Source organism: Halomonas hibernica (assembly GCF_013183775.1).
In the GTDB taxonomy this organism is placed as follows: Bacteria; Pseudomonadota; Gammaproteobacteria; order Pseudomonadales; family Halomonadaceae; genus Vreelandella; species Vreelandella citrativorans.
This window is the reverse complement of record NZ_VIFN01000009.1, coordinates 57,538-77,357: the sequence shown is the minus strand read 5'-3', so window position 1 is coordinate 77,357 and position 19,820 is coordinate 57,538. Positions and strand designations below refer to the sequence as shown.

Sequence of the window (19,820 nt, the reverse complement as noted above, 5' to 3'; positions counted from 1 at the left end):
TAAGCATCAGTGACCTGTCGTTAGTCGTCGAGGTCATCATCCTGATTGTGCATATCGACCAACGCATGATCACCCGCACTTTGATCTTTCGCGGCATCGTTCCGGCTGGCTTCAAGCACAGCCAGATACGCTTCATCGATATCCCCCGTGACATACTTGCCATCAAAGACCGAGCAGTCGAAGGCTTCCATTTCCGGGTTTACTTCACGACAGGCATCTTTCAGGTCTTCCAGATCCTGGTAGAAAATTCGGTCAGCACCAATCAGCTCGCCTACTTCATCTTCAGTGCGGCCATGGGCGATTAACTCCACCGCCGCAGGCATGTCGATACCGTACACATTAGGGTAGCGCACAGGCGGCGCGGCGGAAGCAAAGTAAACCTTACGTGCACCCGCATCTCGGGCCATCTGAATAATCTGCTTACAGGTCGTGCCACGTACAATCGAGTCATCCACCAGCAGCACGTTCTTGCCTTTGAACTCAATGTCGATGGCGTTGAGTTTTTGGCGTACCGATTTCTTACGCTGCGTTTGGCCAGGCATGATAAACGTACGGCCAATATAGCGGTTCTTCATAAAGCCTTCGCGATACGTCACCCCAAGGTGCTGGGCCATTTCCAGCGCGGAGGTACGGGACGTATCCGGAATGGGGATCACAACATCAATATCGTGATCAGGCCATTCGTTCAGAATTCGGTCGCCCAGCTTGCGCCCCATTTGCATGCGCGTGCCATAGACGTAGGCACCGTCCAGAATGGAGTCAGGGCGTGCCAGATATACATGCTCGAAAATACACGAGCGCAGTTCCGGGCGGTCAGCACATACTTGCGTATGACACTGGCCCTGCATATCCACAAATATCGCTTCGCCGGGTGACAGGTCACGCTCAAGCTCAAAGCCGCCCACGTCTAGCGCGACCGACTCAGACGCAATCATGACATCCTGCCCTTCGTCCGTTTGGCGAGTACCAAACACCACTGGACGAATGCCGTGAGGATCACGAAATGCCACCATACCAAAACCGTTAATGATCGCGACCGCCGCGTAGCCGCCTTTGCAGCGCCGGTGCACTCTACGTACCGCATCAAAAATATCTTCCGCTTCCAGATGCAGGCCTTGCTTACCCAGCTCATGGGCAAACACGTTAAGCAACACTTCAGAGTCGGAGCTGGTATTGATATGCCGTAAATCGGTTGAGAAAAGCTCCTGCTTCAACTGTTCAGAGTTGGTCAGGTTACCGTTATGGGCCAACGCAATACCGTAAGGCGAGTTGACATAAAACGGCTGAGATTCCGCTTCGCTGGATGAACCAGCGGTAGGATAACGTACGTGACCAATGCCCAGGTTGCCCTTAAGGCGAGCCATATGGCGAGTGTGGAAGACGTCGCGCACTAGCCCATTGCTCTTGCGCAGTAAGAAGCGTCCCTCGCTCCAGGTCATCATACCGGCAGCGTCCTGGCCGCGATGCTGAAGTACGGTCAGGGCATCGTAGATTCCCTGATTTACCGCCTGCTTGGCCAGAAGGCCCACTATACCGCACATTCAAGTTACCTCGCTTTAGTGCCATGGCTTGCCAAAACAAGCCCGTACGTTCTTAAAACTCATTTTAATACGTTTGCGTTTAACCGGTACCCGTCAAGCGGTTAGGCAAGCGCAAAATACGCTGTTAGGCGTTATTGACTATCCATGGGCTGCGGCGCAAAACTGCCATGCGGGCGAATCTCAGGCAGTGATATATCGCGTAAAGAGGCGGGCGCTTCTGGCAGCTCACGCTCCCACTGATCCAACTGGCTAACCGCCCAATCGCGCAACTCGATAAAGGTGGGCCGTAACGAGGCTTGCTGCCATGCCTGAAGCTCGGCAAGCGGCGTGAGCGTAATAACGACCGTGGCCACCAGCAAGATGATCGTGCCACGCGCGATACCAAACACAGCTCCCGCAAAACGGTTCAAAAGCCCCATGCCTACCCATACAATGGCCGCATGCACCAAGCGAATAACAATGCCGCAAAGCAAGATCACCGCGAAAATAACCAGTGCAAAGGCCAATACAAGTCGAGCGTCAAAACTTTCGATAAACCCGCTCATTAACTCAGCGACTGGCTCTGCCAAAACGCGGGCGACCATTAACGCAACCACCCATGCCCCAAGCCCTAACGCTTCTCTAACAAAACCACGGACAAAGCCGGCCAGCATCGAAAGCGCCAGCACGGCAAGAAATACAGCATCAATCCACGTTAGCGCCATCGTTTAATCTCTTACTCGCACTAACAGACCTTGCACGTTTGCGCGCTGTTTAATTAAGGCCATCGCCGCTTCGCCATCCTCTGATGATGCGTAAGGCCCCACGAGCACTGTGGTCAAGTTATTGTCGCGCTGGCGTTGGAAAACACTAAATCCTTCGCCTGTAAGCTGGCTACCTAGTCGCTGAGCATTCGCGGCATCGCCAAAACTACCCACCTGAACCGCCCACCCACCTTGCTGTGTAGACGCTGGTCCAGCACTCGATGAACCCGCCCCTGATGAACCTGAACTAGAAGAGCCTGTACTTGAAGAACCTGTACTTGAAGAATTAGCACTTGAAGAACCTGCAGCGCTTTGGCTGCTGGATGTCGACGTGCTATTCGAGGCTACCAGGTCGGCAATGGGGTCATTTTGGGGAGCGTCAGTGTTTGAAGATGACGTAGGCGCTTGTGCGACGGTTTCCGTTCCACTGGGCGCATCAATTTGAGAAGTATCAGGTAATCTCGGAGATGCATCTATCGGTGCATTAACCCCATCATTGCTTGCCACATTTGAAGATGGCTGAGGGTTAATGGTAGAGGGCATTTGGGGAGCGTCTACATCATGGCGCGCCGTTTCTATGGGCTGTTCAATAATGAACGTTGGTTGCTGTCGCTCCTCACGCGGCGCCGGGTCACTCATCAGCCAAGGGACAACGATTGCGAGTAGCGCAAGCAGAATCACAACACCGCTAATGCGCTCTGTTTTACCATATTTCATATCATCTCCCTCTAGCGGGACTACGCCTTAAGAACGGCTGGCTTGTGGCAGTGATCGAGCTAACAGAGCGGCGACGGTAAAAAAGGAACCCGTTACCAAAATGCGATCCTTGTCAGTGAGCATCTCAGCCATGGCATCAACACCGGCTTCAGGCGAGTCTGCACAAAGCCGCACACAGCCACCATGGGCTTTAATACGCTCAGCGAGTTCATTGGCCGTGTGGCCGCGCTCGCCATCAAGCGTTACACAGACCCAGTCAGTAATACGCGGTGCTAACGCCGCAATAACACCATCAACGTCTTTATCATTGAGCATACCTATCACTGCCCACTGCCGTCCTGTATCAGGCGGTACTGGCAAATGGCGAGCAACATAGGTCGCCGCATGAGGATTATGCCCCACATCCAGGCACCACTGCCCTATCCACTGCATCCGGCCTGGCAGATTAACACTGGCTAATGCATTTTGCGTGGCTTTTAGCGTTAGCGTCAGCCCCGTAAGCGCCAGCGCTTGTAGTGCAGTTGCGGCATTATCGACAGGCAGACCAGGATCAGGCAGCGCATCCAGAGAAAGCGTCTCCCCCGTTGCCGTCAACCCACTCCAGCACCAGGGTAAATGGCTGCTTTCCTCGGCACTGTGGTTAAACGCTAATCCTAACCGGTAAACCGGCGCCGCCAAGGCAATAGCCGCATCGGCCACGCTACAGGGAAGTGACTCACTGCCCAATACCGCTGGCCGCAATGGGCGAAATATACCCGCTTTCTCAAGGCCGATTTGCGAAATATCGGTTCCCAAAAAGCTCGCATGGTCTTGGGCTATCGTAGTGACGACCGCAACATCCGCATTAATGATATTGACGGCATCCAAGCGACCGCCCAAGCCCACCTCAAGTACCGCAAGATCCAGTTCAGCTTGAGCCAAACACCAGAGCGCGCACAATGTACCCGCTTCAAAATAGGTCAGGCTAATTTCCGGTGCTTCCTGGCGAGCCTGTTCGACACGTTCAAACCCCTCGACCAGGCACGCATCGTTAGCTTCTTGGCCGTTGATACGCACCCGCTCGTTGTAACGCAATAGATGAGGCGAGGAGTACGTACCCACATGCCAACCATGTGCGCGAGCCACCGCGTCAACCATGGCAACCGTCGAGCCTTTACCATTGGTGCCCGCCACAATGACAACGCAATTGGCAATGGGGCGTTTAAATAGCCCCATACGCTCAGCAACACGTGACACACGCTCCAGGCCTAAATCAATCCCGACAGGGTGCAGGGTTTCCAGATGCTGAAGCCACTCTGCTAACGACTTAGGCATTGCGGTGTGGTTCATGGCTCTTGTCAATAGAATCCGGACCTGTCTCGTCAACCGTTACGTCAGTATCGGCGATGTGTGCTTCATCAACCACTGGCTCAGCGATGGCTTCATCATCCGCCAATTCACTGGCTAACGAAAGCGCCTCCTGATGAGTCAGCTTGCGTAGAACGCCGCCCACACGGGTACGCATTTCCTGGCGATGTACAATCATATCGACCGTACCATGCTCCAACAGGAACTCGCTGCGCTGGAAACCTTCTGGCAGCGTTTCGCGGACGGTCTGTTCAATAACACGCGGACCAGCAAAACCAATCAATGCATTGGGCTCAGCAATATTCAAGTCGCCCAGCATGGCGAGCGAAGCGGATACACCCCCAAACACCGGATCGGTAAGCACCGAGATATAGGGCACACCGGCCTGCTTGAGTCGCTCAAGTGCCGCCGATGTTTTGGCCATTTGCATCAGTGAGAAAAGCGCTTCCTGCATGCGCGCACCACCGGAAGCCGCAAAGCAAACCAGCGGAACACCTTCGTCAAGCGCGATAGTCGCCGCTCGGGCAAACTTCTCACCCACTACGGCCCCCATCGACCCGCCCATAAAGGTGAACTCGAAAGCAACCGCAATGACCGGCAAACCGTCCAACGTACCACGCATAGCAATCAGCGCATCTTTCTCGCCGGTGTCCTTTTGCGCGGCCGCCAAGCGGTCCTTGTACTTTTTAGAGTCGCGGAATTTCAGGCGATCAACAGGTTCAAGCTCTGCCGCGACTTCTTCACGACCTTCTTTATCCAGGAACCAGTCCAAGCGTTTCCGCGCAGTCAGCCGTAAGTGATGGTCACATTTCGGACAAACACTATGGTGTTTCTCTAACTCAGGAAGATAGAGAACGGCTTCACACTTGGGACATTTACGCCAGAGGCCGTCGGGCACACTGGCACGACGGTCTTTACGCTGGATACGCCCCATGGAGGGCACTATCTTGTCTAACCAGCTCATATCAAAAAGGCTTCCGTTTTACGTCATGCCTGGCAGCGCCAAGCTTGATGAGTGTCGTCAATCAACTTCAGTATAGACGATGAGGGGCAGCGTTAGGCGTCCATTGCGGTGCGCATCTCTGCTAGCACGCTTCTAAGCTGACCAGCGATAATTTCGGGCGTTTCTACATTTTCGGCAATACGGTTTACTAACGCACTACCGATAATCACTCCATCCGCTACGTTAGCCACTTCAGCAGCCGTTACGCCATCGCGGATACCGAAACCAACACATAGCGGCAGGTCGGTCATTTCACGTAGCGGTGCCAGGCGTTCAGCGACGTCACTTGCATTTAAGGTTGCCGCACCAGTAACGCCTTTTAGCGAAACGTAGTAAAGGTACCCCTCACCCTGGGCGCATATTGTAGCGGCTCGCGTAGGTGAAGTGGTAGGCGCCACAAGGAAAATTGCTGCTAAATTATGCGCTTTTAACAGCGGACCCAATTCATCGGCCTCTTCAGGCGGCATATCGACCACTAGCACACCATCAACGCCCACTTTTTCAGCCTGCTCAGCGAAGGCCTCGTAGCCAATACGCTCAATAGGATTTAGATACCCCATTAACACAACCGGGGTTGTGGCATCGGCCTGACGGAATTCAGCCACCATATCCAGCAAGTCGACCAAGCGGGTGCCCTGCTTTAAAGCGCGTTCACAGGCTTTTTGAATAACCGGGCCGTCCGCCATTGGATCAGAAAACGGCACACCAAGTTCAATGACATCCGCACCCGCTTCTACCAGCGCATGCATAAAGCCAACGGTGTACTGTGGCGCCGGGTCGCCCGCCGTAATATAAGGTATCAGAGCCTTGCGACCCTGTTGCTTGAGTTCAGAAAAGCGCTGATCGATACGGTTCATGCTTGTCCTTAAAAGCGGGCCTTAAAATTCGATACCGTCAATGTTGGCTACGGTCATAATATCTTTATCACCACGGCCTGAAAGATTAACGACGATATGCTGGTCAGGGCGCATAGTAGGCGCCAGCACCTTGGCATGCGCCAGCGCGTGGGCTGACTCCAAGGCAGGCATTATACCCTCCATCTGTGTCAGTTCTCGAAACGCTTCCAGCACAGCGCTGTCATTAGCGGTGACGTAGCTAACACGACCAACGTCTTTCCAAAGCGCGTGCTCAGGGCCAACGCCCGGATAATCAAGCCCGGCTGAAATGGAGTGTGTATCGGCGACCTGCCCCGCTTCATCAGACATCAAGTAAGTACGGTTTCCGTGAAGCACACCACGCGGGGCATTCGATGAAAGCGGTGCAGCATGGCGGCCCGTCTCAACACCATCACCTCCGGCCTCAACCCCATACATCGCGACGGCATCGTCTTCAACAAACGGATAAAATAGCCCAATCGCGTTGGACCCACCACCGACACACGCGATCAGCGCATCCGGCAAGCGGCCGATTTGTTCCAGCGACTGGCGGCGTGCTTCACGCCCCACTACCGCATTAAAGTCGCGCACAAGCTCAGGGTATGGATGTGGCCCTGCTACCGTGCCGATAATGTAAAACGTGTTATCAACGTTCGTTACCCAGTCGCGCAGCGCTTCATTCATGGCATCTTTAAGGGTGCGCGTGCCCGATTCTACCGGAATCACTCGTGCGCCCAATAAACGCATACGATAGACATTCAACTTTTGGCGCTGCACGTCTTCAGCGCCCATATACACATCGCATTCAAGACCCAGGCGCGCGGCAACCGTTGCCGTCGCCACGCCGTGCTGCCCGGCACCGGTTTCAGCGATGACCCGTGGTTTGCCGGTTTTTTTGGCAAGCAGTGCCTGGCCGATGGTGTTGTTTACCTTATGCGCGCCGGTATGATTTAAATCTTCGCGCTTTAACCATATTTGCGCACCACCGAGCGTCTCGGACCATCGCTTGGCATGATAAAGCGGCGACGGGCGACCTACGTAGTGGACAAGATCATTATCAAACTCGGCCTGAAAAGCAGGATCATCACGCAGGCTTACGTAAATTTTCTCAAGATCTTCCAGGGCGTAGCTTAATGTTTCGGATACAAACCGGCCGCCATAAGGGCCAAAATGACCGCGGGCATCCGGCATTCGGGTCAGGTCGCTGAATCTGGTCTTGGAAGCCGTGTCAGAAACGGTTCCAGGAACGGTATTAGCGCCACCAGTTGCTGAGACAGTCACAGGGATACCTCACAAGATTGCCAGAACAGGCAACAATTGAATAAGCGGACATAGAGCGCAGCGTCATAAAAAACAGACTGCGCGGCGTATTTAACGAGCGTCGGCTAACGCGACTTGCTGAATAAACAGTGTCATTTTTTCAACGTCTTTACGGCCATGCGCTGCTTCAATCCCACCCGACACATCAACGGCATAAGGCGCCACTTGTTGAACGGCAGAGGCGATATTATCAACCGTTAACCCGCCTGCGAGGATAACAGGTTTTGCCAGTTTTGCGGGGATTCTCGACCAATCAAAGACCTCTCCTGTGCCACCTGGTGTGCCCGGCCGATAGGCGTCCAACAGCAGCGCCTGTGCCTGATGATAGTCAGCAGCTGCCTGAGATAAATCGATATCGTCACGCATTCGCAGCGCTTTAATCCAGGGACGTCCAAACTGTGCGCAAAACGCAGGAGACTCATCACCGTGGAACTGAATCATGTCCAGGTACGGTAAGCACTGCTGAATCACGTCAACGGATTGATCAACAAACAACCCTACCCGGGTAACAAAAGCAGGTACTTCACCCGAAAGCGTTTCAAGTTGCTCAAGCGTAATGCTGCGCGCGCTTTTCGGCCACATGACAAAACCCAGCGCATCTGCCCCCAGCATTACGGCTCTTTTAATATCATCACTGCGGGTAAGCCCACAGAACTTGACCCGTGTACGCATGAGGCTAAGCGTCTTCATCTAGCGCCTCCTGAGCGGGGTCAGACGTTGTTTTAGCAAATGTCAGTTTACGCCGCGCCGCTATTCTGGGGGTGTCTGGCAGTTCTCGTTCGCCTGTCCACTCCCCGGTAAAAGCGAGCAGGTTAGGTCCTACCGGCTCCATGGGCAAATCAAACCGCTCGTCGTAAATTGAATCAACAAAATGCAGCCCACACGCGGGAGCGGTTACATCACCTTTCTTACGATTCCTTAGCGCCAGCAATCGTTCAATATAACCTTCGTCCTGCGTCCCACGACCTACGCTAACCAGGGCGCCAGCGATATTGCGAATCATGTGATGTAAAAACGCATTGCCCTGAATATCAATGACCACCAGCGGGCCAAACCGCTTCACCTCGACAAAATGCATTTGCCGCCATGGCGTTTTGGATTGGCAGCCTGCAGCACGAAAACTTGAAAAGTCATGTTCGCCAATCAGAGCCTGCGCAGCGCGATGCATGGCATCTGCATCCAGAGGATCGCGGCACCACGTTACGTTCGTGCGTTCAAGCACAGGGCGACTGATTTGATTGAGCAGTAAATAACGGTAACGCCTGCCAAGCGCGCCCAACCGGGAATGAAAATCATCCGAGACAGGCTTTACCCAGCGCACGGCTACATCGCGCGGCAAGTTGGTGTTGGCACCAAAAATCCAGGCTTTCTCAGTCCGCTCGGTAGGTGGGTCAAAATGCGCTATTTGACGCGTGGCGTGAACGCCTGAGTCCGTACGTCCGCTGGCATGTATCTGAACGGGGGCACCGGCCACTTTTGCCAAAGCATCCTCTACGGCGCCTTGAACAGAAGCAGCATGCTTTAAACGCTGAAAGCCGCAAAAACGCGTGCCATCATATTCAATGCCTATTGCCAAACGGCCTTTCAGCGGCCGGGTTTCATCAAAGTGGTAAAACTGGGTCATCAAGCCACGTCACAAAGTTTGAAAGGTTAGCCATTATCCCGACCCAGCGGCTTGAATGCTACCTCTTCAATTTCCCACTCTGTGCCTATCGGGCGAGCCGTGCTTACTTTTTTCAGCGTTTCAGACGGTGTCAGCTCGGGCGCTTCAACCCGCTTAAAGTCCATGCCCTTTAATAACAGCGCATCTTCTTGCGGATACCGTCGGCTGCCATGGCCTGCCAAACCTGCTGCCTGACTTTTAGCGTAGCTAGCGCCAAAAGCATCACCTCTCTCGGGTATTACCGTGTCACTTGCGGAACTGCTGAAATGGTCTGATGCGGCACTGCTTGTACGAGCCCCGGAAGATAACGGTATATTATGTGTAGACGCTTGCAGGTCACTACTAACGGGTGGCGATGGTTTGAACACCTGAGGCTCGGCAAGCGACGCGCTCCTCAAATGCGCTTGAGCAACCGGCTCTTCAGCCTCGCGCCGCTTTCTGCGCCATATTAATCCCGTCAACAGCAGTACCAGCCCAAGGGCAATGAGTGGCCATCGATAACGCTCAATACTACGCAAAACACCACTTGATGGCGCATCGTGTACGTCAGCGATTGGCTGTGCCGCAGCATTCGCCTCAACCATTAATGGCATCGGAGGAGACGCTTCTACCAACACGCTATTCTCGATGAATTGACTGAGATTATGACGCAGTTCGCTGAGTTCAAGACGAAGCTGCTCACGCTCTTCATTAGCCGCCAGTAAGCTTGCCTGGCTTTGCTCCAGCTGCTCTGAAAACCTGGCCATGGTACGAGTCAGCTCGGCTTCTATCTGGGCAGTAGCCAGCTCAGGCGCAGGTGGCGCCTCAACCTCAACGTCCACTGGAATACTCTGAGGCACTGCTGTATTGGCGCGCTGCTCGCCTGCCACCATGACCTGGACAGCGTGAGCCGCCTCATCGGCTGAACGTAGCTGCACCTGCCCTTCTGCGGGCAAGCGCAGTGCCTGGCCCGTCCGCAAACTATTAATATTGCCTTCGGGAAAGAACTCAGGATTCACCGCTACCAGTGCCAGCATCATCTGCTGAATGCTCGCGCGCTCAGGTTTACTACGCGAGGCAATACGCCACAACGTATCACCCTCTTGCACCCTTACCTCGGTACGTGGAAGATGCTCCGCTGTTTCCGAGCCTGAGCTTGAGCTTGACACGACGCCATCAGCTTCCGCCTGGTTCAATGGGTAATTAGCGTAGTCAGCTGGGTCAAAAAGCAACGTGACCGCGTGCTGTTGCTGCCCCTCCGGCGAATCAATGACCAGTAGCAAATCCAACCAGGGCGTTGTTACCGCCTGTGATGAGCGCAGAATAATGCGCCGGCTGCCCGCTTGCTCTTGAATCTCGGCATGCACCTGACGAGCCAAAGGCATCCACTCAAGCCCAGAGGCGACAAATGATGGTTCATCAGCAACCTGTACGCTTAGCTCGTCTAGCGCGTAGGCGTTTGAGTCAAGCAACGGTAACGAGGCATTTAGCGGGGCTTCCAGCCAGGATTCCACCTCGGCAGGTCCGGCTTCAATTGCCTGCACAAAAGACGGCACCCCAACAATCAACAGCAGTGTGATCGTTTTCAAGAAAACGCGATAATTTGAATATTTTTTCGCCACGTTACCCAATCCGTTTTTTTATGGAAGCCGCGCTAGCAAGTGCGGTACATGCCAACACAGAACGCAAATTATAATTAACACAAATAAGCAGGTAACGCATGGAGGCGGGTTACTTAATTTAATTTAAAACACTTACAAAAAAACCGGCGCGCTAAAAGCGCCCCGGTTTTGGCTGACGTACTGCGTTGTTTTACTGTTCGCGCAAAATTTTGAGCATGCGCTTAAGCGGCTCGGCAGCGCCCCACAGCAGTTGGTCGCCAACGCTAAATGCCGAAAGGTATTCACCGCCCATGTTCAGCTTACGCAAACGCCCCACCGGAATATCCAATGTGCCAGTAGCGGCGGCAGGCGTTAAACCTGCAATGGTGGCCTCTTTCTCGTTGGGGATCAGCTTGACCCACTCATTATGCTGAGCGATCCGCTCTTCAATCTCATCCAGCGGCACATCATGTTTCAGCTTGATGGTGAACGCTTGGCTGTGAGAACGCATGGCACCAATACGCACGCAAAGACCATCAATCGGCACAGGATTATCACCAAGACCCAGAATTTTATTGGTCTCAACAAAGCCTTTCCACTCTTCACGGCTCTGGCCGCTCTCAAGCTTGGTATCAATCCACGGCAGTAGGCTACCGGCAAGCGGTGCGCCGAAGTTATCGGTCAGGAAGTCGCCACCGCGCATGGCCGCCGTTACCTTGCGGTCAATTTCCAAAATCGCGCTGGAGGGATCAGCCAGTTCGCTACTAACGCTGTCGCGCAGTTGACCCATTTGATTGAGCAGTTCGCGCATGTGCTTGGCGCCAGAACCGGAAGCCGCCTGATAGGTCATGGAGGTCATCCACTCAACCATATCGGCTTCAAACAGGCCGCCCAAGCCCATCAGCATGAGGCTAACGGTGCAGTTACCGCCGACAAAGGTCTTGGCACCTTTGGCAAGCTGCGCATCAATGACCTTACGGTTAACCGGGTCAAGCACGATGGTAGCTTCATCCTCCATGCGCAGCGTGCTGGCGGCATCAATCCAGTAACCCTGCCAGCCATTTTTACGCAGGTCACCATAAACTTGCTTGGTGTAGTCACCGCCTTGGCAGGTAATAACAACATCCAACGCTTTCAATTCTTCAAGAGCAAACGCGTCTTTTAACGCAGGTACGTCTACGCCGATGTCGGGACCAGGCTGGCCTACTTGGGAGGTGGTGAAAAAGACCGGCTCAATGCCGTTAAAATCACCATCTTCCTGCATGCGCTGCATCAGCACAGAACCCACCATGCCACGCCATCCTACGAAACCGACTTTCAACATGCGAAGTCCTCCAGCAAAGAATGAGACATATATTATACACAAAACTTATAAATAACGTCGGCCACTCTTTGAGTGGCCGAGGCATCACACTTTTCATATCAAATAGTTAGCACGCTTTATAGCGCATTTAACTTTTTGCAAAGGCCGCCAGTACCGCATCGCCCATTTCGACCGTCGAAACACGGCGAGTTCCTTCTGCGGCGATATCCGCCGTGCGCAGGCCGTTATCCAGAACGCTACCCACCGCGGTTTCAATGCGCTCGGCCATGGCCGTTTCATTGAGCGAGTAGCGCAGCATCATGGCAACCGACAGCATCATGGCGAGCGGGTTGGCAATGTTTTGCCCAGCGATATCCGGCGCGCTTCCGTGGCAAGGCTCATACATGCCTTGGCCGCTTTCGTTCAGCGAGGCCGAAGGCAGCATACCGATGGAGCCGGTAAGCATGGCGGCGGCGTCAGACAGAATATCGCCAAACATATTGCCGGTCACAACGACATCAAACTGTTTCGGGGCACGTACCAGCTGCATCGCGGCGTTATCCACGTACATATGCGAAAGCTCGACGTCCGGGTACTCTGGTGCCAAACGCTCCATCACTTCACGCCACAAAATGGTAACTTCCAGCACGTTAGCCTTATCTACCGAGCAGAGTTTTTTGCCACGCTTTTGGGCCATTTCAAACGCGACGCGGCCGATGCGCTCAATCTCACTTTCGGAATAAATGTAGGTATTATAGCCCACACGCTCCCCGTTACGCTCCTCAATACCCCGCGGCTGGCCGAAGTAAATGCCGCCGGTCAATTCACGCACAATCATGATATCCAGGCCTGCCACCAATTCAGGTTTCAGGCTGGAGGCGCTGGCCAGTTGCGGGTAAAGCATGGCCGGGCGCAGGTTACCAAACAGTCCCAGGTTCTTGCGCAGGCCCAACAAACCTTTTTCAGGGCGCTTGGAAAGGTCTTCGATTTTGTCCCATTTGGGGCCACCCACCGCAGCGAGCAGAATCGCACTGGCCGCCTTGGCTTTTTCAAGCGTTTCAGCAGGCAGTGGGTCGCCATGCACGTCGTAAGCCGAGCCGCCGACCAGCGCTTCTTCAACGTCAATATCCAAACCCGCTTCCTGGCACGCTTTTAGCAAACGCGCAGCTTGAGCAGCAATCTCTGGGCCAATACCGTCGCCGGGTAATAGAAGCACCTTATGGGTCATGTTAAATCCTTAATAGAGAGTCAGCACGGCTTACCGCCGCTTAGCGCAGTGCAATGGGGTTGCACTGCGCTATGTGTGTCTTTTTAACTATTCTGAATGACGCTTATGCGGCTGTATCAGGCTGGCTGACGGAACAACCAGGGTCGAGCATCTTTGTGTTTTTGCTCAAAGGCACGGATCGCATCTTCGTCCTGTAGCGTGATGCCGATATCGTCCAGTCCATTGAGCAGGCAGTGCTTGCGGAACGCGTCCACTTCAAACTCAAGAATTTCGCCGCTCGGCGTGATGACCCGCTGGTTCTCCAAGTCGATATCCAGCTGATAGCCTTCATTAGCATCAACGCCTGTAAACAAGCGATCCACTTCTTCTTCGCTTAACGTGATCAGCAAGATGCCGTTTTTAAACGCGTTATTGTAAAAAATATCTGCAAAGCTTGGCGCAATCACTACTTTAAAACCAAAATCTTCCAGTGCCCACGGCGCGTGTTCCCGCGAGCTTCCACAGCCAAAGTTGCGCCGAGCCAGCAACACCTCAGCCCCCTTAAAACGCGGCTGGTTGAGCACGAAATCAGGGTTCAGCGGGCGACTGGAACAATCCTGCCCCGGCTGCCCTTCATCCAAATAGCGCAGTTCATCAAACAGATTCACACCGAAGCCGGTCCGCTTGATCGATTTCAAGAACTGCTTGGGAATAATTAAATCGGTATCGACATTAGCGCGATCAAGCGGGGCAACCACGCCTTCAAAACGAGTGAACTTTTTCATGGGTTAAGCCTCCTGGGCGTGGGTAGCATCGTTGGCGGATAAACTGCGTACATCAACAAAGTGGCCAGCAATCGCAGCCGCTGCCGCCATGGCAGGGCTCACCAGGTGCGTACGACCACCGTACCCTTGGCGTCCTTCGAAGTTGCGGTTGGAGGTCGATGCGCAGTGCTCGCCTGCGCCCAATTTATCAGCATTCATGGCCAGACACATGGAGCAGCCCGGCTCGCGCCACTCGAAACCAGCGTCGATGAAGATTTTATCCAGCCCTTCCTTTTCTGCCTGGCGTTTCACAAGGCCAGAACCCGGCACCACCATGGCAAGTTTAATGGAACCTGCCACTTTATTGCCTTGAGCCACTTTGGCAGCCTCACGCAAATCCTCGATACGTGAGTTAGTACACGAACCAATAAACACTTTATCGAGCTTGATATCGGTAATTTTTTGGTTAGCGTGCAAGCCCATATATTCAAGCGCGCGAGCATGGCTGCGCTGCACGGTTTCATCCTGCGAGGCTTGCGGGTCTGGCACGCGCCCGGAAATACCTGTCACCATCTCGGGGCTGGTTCCCCAACTGACCTGCGGCTCGATATCTTCGGCCTTCAGAGTCACCACTTTGTCGAACGCGGCATCGTCATCTGATACCAGTTGACGCCAGTCAGCCACCGCGGCTTCCCACTGCTCGGCGGTCGGCGCAAAGGGGCGCTTGGCCAGGTAATCAATCGTCGTGTTGTCCACCGCAATCAACCCGACCCGGGCACCCGCTTCAATCGCCATATTACACACGGTCATACGGCCTTCCATGGAGAGCGATCCGATAGCGCTGCCCGCAAATTCGATAGCGTAGCCCGTACCACCTGCTGTGCCGATCTTGCCGATAATGGCCAGTACCACATCTTTGGCGGTCACGCCGAGGCCAAGCTCCCCCTCAACGCGCACCTGCATGTTCTTCATTTTTTGTGCCAACAGGCATTGCGTCGCCAATACGTGCTCAACTTCAGACGTGCCGATACCGTGCGCCAGCGCGCCAAAAGCACCGTGAGTGGCCGTATGGGAGTCACCGCAAACGACGGTCATACCGGGCAACGTGGCGCCCTGCTCTGGCCCAACCACGTGCACGATTCCCTGGCGGGGGTCGTTAATTTTAAACTCTTCAATTCCGTACTCAACGCAGTTGTCGTCAAGCGTCTGAACCTGAATCAACGACACCGGGTCTTTAATGCCGCTATTACCTTCGGCGCGCTCTTTCGTCGTCGTTGGGACGTTATGATCCGGCGTTGCCAGGTTTGCATCCAGGCGCCACGGCATACGTTTGGCCAAGCGCAACCCTTCAAACGCTTGCGGAGAGGTCACTTCGTGAAGCAGTTGGCGGTCAATGTAGATCAGCGCCGTGCCGTCATCGCGCTGCTTCACCAAGTGCTGGTTCCAGAGTTTGTCGTAAAGGGTTTGACCTGACATGCGGCTCTCCTGGGCAAGCGCCCTGCTAGTTCGGTATCGCAGCCTCTACGTGCTGCTTAATGTGACGATGCAGCCAGTGTTACGCGTAGCGACCATAAAAGCAATTCATGTTATTTATAGGTATGATTCCATACTGGAATACACCAATACTAACCACACAATAGTGAGCACCACGTGGACACCCAGAGCCTACAAGCGTTTTTAGCCGTTGCTGAAACACAAAGCTTCTCGCGCGCCGCCGAGCAGCTTTATCTCACTCAGCCAGCGGTTAGCAAACGCATTGCCACGCTGGAGTCGCTGGTGGGCACGCGGCTGTTTGACCGTATTGGCAGGCGTATTTCACTTACCGAGGCAGGCCATTTATTACTGCCACAAGCCAAGCGAATTCTGTTAGCGGTAGAAGATAGCCGCCGAGCACTCGCGAATCTTTCTGGCCAGGTGGGTGGCCAATTAACGCTGGCTACCAGCCATCACATTGGCTTACACCGCCTGCCACCTGTGTTAAAAAACTACACCCAGCGCCATCCAGAAGTAGAATTGGATCTGCATTTTCTGGATTCAGAGTTTGCCTACCAGGGCGTGCAGGATGGCACCCTGGAAATGGCCGTGGTGACGCTCGCCCCCCACCCTGTTGAGCAATTAAACGTGGTGAACCTTTGGCATGACCGGCTATGTTTTGTTTGCGCGCCCGACCACCCGCTAGCTCAAGCCGCTATCCTTAGCCTTGAAGCACTTTGTCACTATAAATGTGTTCTACCTAGCGCCAAAACATTTACCCGTACATTGATTGAGCAACGTTTTGCCAAAGCGGGCCTGTCTCTACAGATCAGTATGGCTACCAACTATTTGGAAACATTAAAGATGATGTGCAGTGTTGGGCTTGGGTGGAGCCTACTGCCTGAGGGGATGATTAATAGTGAGCTGGTCGAGCTAAAAATAGATACACCGCCCATCTATAGGCCGCTCGGCTATTTGGTGCATACCAATCGGACACTTTCCAACGCCGCGATAAAAATGATTGAGGCACTGGAGGCGACGAAAACAGTATCCACATTAACTAAAACATTCACTGTATAATCTGGGCAATCAGTTTTTAGCAAACACTAATAAACCTTGTGTTACCTGTGATTAATCGCTGTTGACTATCAGTCGGGGCCAAATTTCCAGCCAGCGTTTTTCAGCAACACGCTGCCTAAAATCGGCTGGTTTAGGTCTTTTAGCATTTAGGGTGATCGTAAAATCAAATAAAGACTCAATACCCAACGGTGCGATAATCATCACGTCACCATCAAGTTGTGCGCCCACGGCGGTTTGAATCTCCACCCAGTAGCTCATGGCATCCGCCGTTGAGGTGTAGGGCGGATCCAGGTTTCGCATATGCATTCTTGCCTGATTTTTTACCGACCATGGGAAATCTGAAACGCTTTTAAGCTGTTGTTCAATATCGTGATCTTTTGTTTCAGAAATATCGCTTTCATCAAAATAAATCAAATCAATATCGTTAAGCACGGTAGGACGCGAATATTCATGCATTTTGTCCCAAGCAAGATTACGCACAAAACCTGCAGCGAGACATCCGTCAGGCAGCCTCAATTGAGCCGCCGCGAATAGCGCCTCCATACGCTTTTTATCCTGAACGATCCATTGTTTAAGCTGTGTGTGATAGCCCATTACTTAAGTAACTTTCCGAATAAGCATTTAGTAGGTGTGCGCGTGCTTTTTCCTGCCAAACCGCGGCACCACGAAGCAATATCAAGTACCACTGATTAACGTGATAGCGACTACCAAGGGGTATTGGCTGCGTATCGTTGAACAACCTTTCCACCGTCGTTAATTTCCGATTCCAAACAGCCACCATTTGCAATGATTATTTTTGAAGAAGCCACGTTGTGTTTATAACAGTGGATATGCACGGGATGAATGCCTCGCTCAAAAGCCTTACTCAACGTAAGCGCAAGAAGCTGATTCCCAAGCCCGCCTCCTCGTTGGGAAGGCCTTATACCAAGCCCAACATGGCCACCGACATGCCGTATTCGGTCATTAAGATGATGTCGGAGGTTAGACACTCCCAAGAGCTCTTTTTTACCTACCAACCAGTAGGTGCTAGACGGCACAACTCCCTCTGGAAGATCAGTGCCGTTTCTGAATGTTTCCAGCTTGGCTAACAGCCCCTTAAAATCAGTGTGATCAAAATCCAGAGGAAAAGGATATCGCTCCTCATCGCCAAGCTCTTGAATATACGTTCGATAGCTTTGCTCATACTCTACGTTTGGACGTATTAACTGCATTTAATAGTGACCCTTATACTCTACCCATACGCGCAATCATCAACACTTCGTCCGATGAATATAAATTACTAATAGTGGCTTCAATCTCAGCACCTAATGTGGATCTATATAATCGTTGAGCAACGTTATCCGCTCTAGTGGTGACCAATACGTGCTTTAACGTGGAACCCTGTTTTGCCAGCTGCTCTTTAACCAAAGGGAGTGAATTTTCGATTAATTGTTTCCCAACCCCTTTACCTTGACGATTTGGCAATACTGCCAATTGCTCTAACTCCAGAACCGCCTCAGGACGGAAGCCGCTCTTTTGCATCCAAACAATATATCCAATAACGCTACACTCCTCCTCTACGACAAAGCAAAGAAATCGAGGAGAGGCACTGAGACTGCATTTCAACCATTCATACGAATGCGTTTGGCGAGGGAATGCCAGTGAATGAACGTTTGCAGCTTCATCCAAATCAGCGATGTTCATTGACCTTATTTTCATTAAAAACCTCATCGATTTATTGAAGCATATCGGCTGCGACTAGCCTTTCAGTGCCAACCCTATTAGCCTGCTAATTCACTTTAAGGGTTTAGCATGCAAGAAACGACTTTTCGGCAGCGCTTGGCGGGTGTGCTGATTCTGCTTGGGTTGATCGCGCAGATTCTTGGGTTTACCGGCCTGATAAACACGGCGCACGCAGTGAGCTATGTGTTGTGGCTCGCCGTGATATTGCTGTGGAAGGACATTCCCAAACGCTCACGTTTTCAGGCCGGCGTGTTGATGGTTTTGGGCATATTAACGCTGCTGGTGGCGCGTTTTTATTACCATAACCACGTAGATTGGCCCGCTATGCTGCAGGGCAATGCCTTTGTAGTGGCCATGCTGGTAGGCGTCAGCTTTATTTCCCTGGTAGGTAAACAGCAAGGGCGAAAAAAAGCACCAGGCAAACGCTTAACGGGCAGTGGCGGCGTATTACGTACCTGGCTTGGCGTGCATTTTCTGGGCACGATTTTGAATATATCAACCGTTATTATGGTCGGTGACCGATTGGCACGAACGGCTCCTTTAACGATTCCACAGTACCTGGCATTGAATCGAGGGCTTTCAAGTGCCGCGCTATGGTCACCGTTTTTTGCTTCCATGGGAATAGTGATCGCACTCGCACCGCAGATGCAGTACTCCTACGTGGCACTCTTTGGATTCCCATTAGCAATGATTTCCGGGTTGCTAACGACGCTTGAACTTGGCCGTCGATTTGATTTACGTGAGGTGTATGGCTTTTCTCTGGCACCGCGTAGCCTGCTAATGCCCGTGATCATGGCCTTGCTGGTCATGGTGTTTCATTTCTGGCTAACGCCCAGGCTCTCAATCGTTGGCATTATTACTTTTTTGATCCCGGCCGTTGCCTTGATCTATAACCTGCGCGAAGGCATCGGCTATACGTTGTGGCGTGTTCGCCAACACACCACCACACGGCTCCCGGCCATGCGAGGAGAAGTTTCACTGTTTTTAGCGGCTGGGCTTTTTACGCTGGGGCTTTCAGCGCTTGTGGCTGCCGTAGCGGGCAACGATTGGACGCTATTCGAAACCTTTGGCGCGCAACAAGGCATGATCAGTTTTCTCAGCATTGTGCTGAGTGCGCTAGTGGGGCTCCACCCAATTATTGGGGTATCGGTGCTGGCCTCTATCGTAAGTTTGCACGGTGGAGAGCACACTCTGTTTGCGTTTGTCTGTTTATGTTCATGGGCCGTAGGCACCAGCGTCGGGCCTTTATCAGGGATTAACCTAAGCCTTCAGGGCCGCTACGGGATCAACGGTTACCACATGATGAAGAACAATCTTCTTTATGCAGCGGTGATGAGTCTACTTTCGCTAGCCTCAATCACGGCGATGAGCTATCTGGTGACGTAGCTCACGGCCTGCTGCATCACACGGAATTACCAACACAACAGGGGCAGCCCCCTTCGGCGAGCCCCTGCTCTGACCACCCAACTGACTAGATTGAGC

19 protein-coding genes are annotated in these 19,820 nt (G+C 53.0%); 2 read left to right on the top strand and 17 right to left on the bottom strand.

Features of this window, described 5'->3' with window-relative positions:
• Nucleotides 1–20: 20 nt before the first annotated feature.
• The 14 genes from purF to leuC all read right to left on the bottom strand — a co-directional run bounded on the left by purF (nt 21) and on the right by leuC (nt 15,539).
• Entirely contained in the window at nt 21–1,541 is a 1,521-nt protein-coding gene (gene purF / locus FKN99_RS13710) for an amidophosphoribosyltransferase (RefSeq protein WP_172118409.1), read from the bottom strand.
• A 131-nt stretch (nt 1,542–1,672) separates the two neighbouring features.
• Nucleotides 1,673–2,245 (bottom strand): CvpA family protein, encoded by a 573-nt coding sequence (locus FKN99_RS13705; protein ID WP_172118408.1) that lies wholly within the window; start codon nt 2,243–2,245, stop codon nt 1,673–1,675.
• 3 nt (nt 2,246–2,248) lie between these two features.
• Complete coding sequence (locus FKN99_RS13700) at nt 2,249–3,001, bottom strand: SPOR domain-containing protein (protein ID WP_172118407.1); 753 nt, start codon at nt 2,999–3,001, stop codon at nt 2,249–2,251.
• A 27-nt stretch (nt 3,002–3,028) separates the two neighbouring features.
• A complete protein-coding gene (folC, locus tag FKN99_RS13695) occupies nt 3,029–4,315 on the bottom strand; it encodes a bifunctional tetrahydrofolate synthase/dihydrofolate synthase (RefSeq protein ID WP_172118406.1) in 1,287 nt (428 codons plus the stop codon).
• Nucleotides 4,308–5,312, bottom strand: a complete 1,005-nt coding sequence (accD, locus tag FKN99_RS13690; RefSeq protein WP_172118405.1) for an acetyl-CoA carboxylase, carboxyltransferase subunit beta — start codon at nt 5,310–5,312, stop codon at nt 4,308–4,310. Before accD ends, folC begins: the two co-directional genes overlap by 8 nt.
• 92 nt (nt 5,313–5,404) lie before the next feature.
• Entirely contained in the window at nt 5,405–6,208 is an 804-nt protein-coding gene (trpA, locus tag FKN99_RS13685; protein WP_172118404.1) for a tryptophan synthase subunit alpha, read from the bottom strand.
• Nucleotides 6,209–6,229: 21 nt separating this feature from the next.
• Complete coding sequence (trpB, locus tag FKN99_RS13680) at nt 6,230–7,417, bottom strand: tryptophan synthase subunit beta (RefSeq protein WP_172118474.1); 1,188 nt, start codon at nt 7,415–7,417, stop codon at nt 6,230–6,232.
• Between the two features lie 180 nt (nt 7,418–7,597).
• Complete coding sequence (locus tag FKN99_RS13675; RefSeq protein ID WP_172118403.1) at nt 7,598–8,236, bottom strand: phosphoribosylanthranilate isomerase; 639 nt, start codon at nt 8,234–8,236, stop codon at nt 7,598–7,600.
• Nucleotides 8,223–9,170, bottom strand: coding sequence for a tRNA pseudouridine(38-40) synthase TruA (truA, locus tag FKN99_RS13670; RefSeq protein ID WP_172118402.1), 948 nt, complete (start codon nt 9,168–9,170; stop codon nt 8,223–8,225). Before truA ends, FKN99_RS13675 begins: the two co-directional genes overlap by 14 nt.
• Before the next feature lie 26 nt (nt 9,171–9,196).
• Nucleotides 9,197–10,777: a type IV pilus assembly protein FimV gene (locus FKN99_RS13665; protein ID WP_172118401.1), complete on the bottom strand. Its 1,581-nt coding sequence runs from the start codon at nt 10,775–10,777 to the stop codon at nt 9,197–9,199.
• Nucleotides 10,778–11,000: 223 nt separating this feature from the next.
• A complete protein-coding gene (gene asd / locus FKN99_RS13660) occupies nt 11,001–12,113 on the bottom strand; it encodes an aspartate-semialdehyde dehydrogenase (RefSeq protein ID WP_172118400.1) in 1,113 nt (370 codons plus the stop codon).
• Between the two features lie 127 nt (nt 12,114–12,240).
• The gene (gene leuB, locus FKN99_RS13655; RefSeq protein WP_172118399.1) at nt 12,241–13,320 is read right to left on the bottom strand and encodes a 3-isopropylmalate dehydrogenase; all 1,080 of its coding nucleotides are present in this window, start codon (nt 13,318–13,320) and stop codon (nt 12,241–12,243) included.
• Between the two features lie 116 nt (nt 13,321–13,436).
• Entirely contained in the window at nt 13,437–14,084 is a 648-nt protein-coding gene (leuD, locus tag FKN99_RS13650) for a 3-isopropylmalate dehydratase small subunit (RefSeq protein ID WP_172118398.1), read from the bottom strand.
• Nucleotides 14,085–14,087: 3 nt separating this feature from the next.
• Nucleotides 14,088–15,539 carry a 3-isopropylmalate dehydratase large subunit gene (gene leuC, locus FKN99_RS13645; RefSeq protein WP_172118397.1) on the bottom strand — a complete coding sequence of 484 codons (1,452 nt, stop codon included), beginning with the start codon at nt 15,537–15,539 and terminating at the stop codon, nt 14,088–14,090.
• A gap of 174 nt (nt 15,540–15,713) precedes the next feature.
• On the opposite strand from leuC, the gene FKN99_RS13640 reads away from it, so the two are divergent.
• Complete coding sequence (locus tag FKN99_RS13640; protein ID WP_172118396.1) at nt 15,714–16,616, top strand: LysR family transcriptional regulator; 903 nt, start codon at nt 15,714–15,716, stop codon at nt 16,614–16,616.
• A gap of 51 nt (nt 16,617–16,667) precedes the next feature.
• Here FKN99_RS13640 and FKN99_RS13635 read toward each other — a convergent pair whose 3' ends face one another.
• The 3 genes from FKN99_RS13635 to FKN99_RS13625 all read right to left on the bottom strand — a co-directional run bounded on the left by FKN99_RS13635 (nt 16,668) and on the right by FKN99_RS13625 (nt 18,299).
• Nucleotides 16,668–17,159: a nucleotidyltransferase family protein gene (locus FKN99_RS13635; protein ID WP_253927053.1), complete on the bottom strand. Its 492-nt coding sequence runs from the start codon at nt 17,157–17,159 to the stop codon at nt 16,668–16,670.
• 161 nt (nt 17,160–17,320) lie between these two features.
• Nucleotides 17,321–17,827 carry a GNAT family N-acetyltransferase gene (locus FKN99_RS13630; protein ID WP_172118394.1) on the bottom strand — a complete coding sequence of 169 codons (507 nt, stop codon included), beginning with the start codon at nt 17,825–17,827 and terminating at the stop codon, nt 17,321–17,323.
• Between the two features lie 13 nt (nt 17,828–17,840).
• Nucleotides 17,841–18,299: a GNAT family N-acetyltransferase gene (locus FKN99_RS13625; protein WP_172118393.1), complete on the bottom strand. Its 459-nt coding sequence runs from the start codon at nt 18,297–18,299 to the stop codon at nt 17,841–17,843.
• 108 nt (nt 18,300–18,407) lie between these two features.
• On the opposite strand from FKN99_RS13625, the gene FKN99_RS13620 reads away from it, so the two are divergent.
• On the top strand, nt 18,408–19,724 hold the full coding sequence (locus tag FKN99_RS13620; protein WP_172118392.1) for a hypothetical protein: 1,317 nt from the start codon (nt 18,408–18,410) through the stop codon (nt 19,722–19,724).
• Nucleotides 19,725–19,820 lie beyond the last annotated feature (96 nt).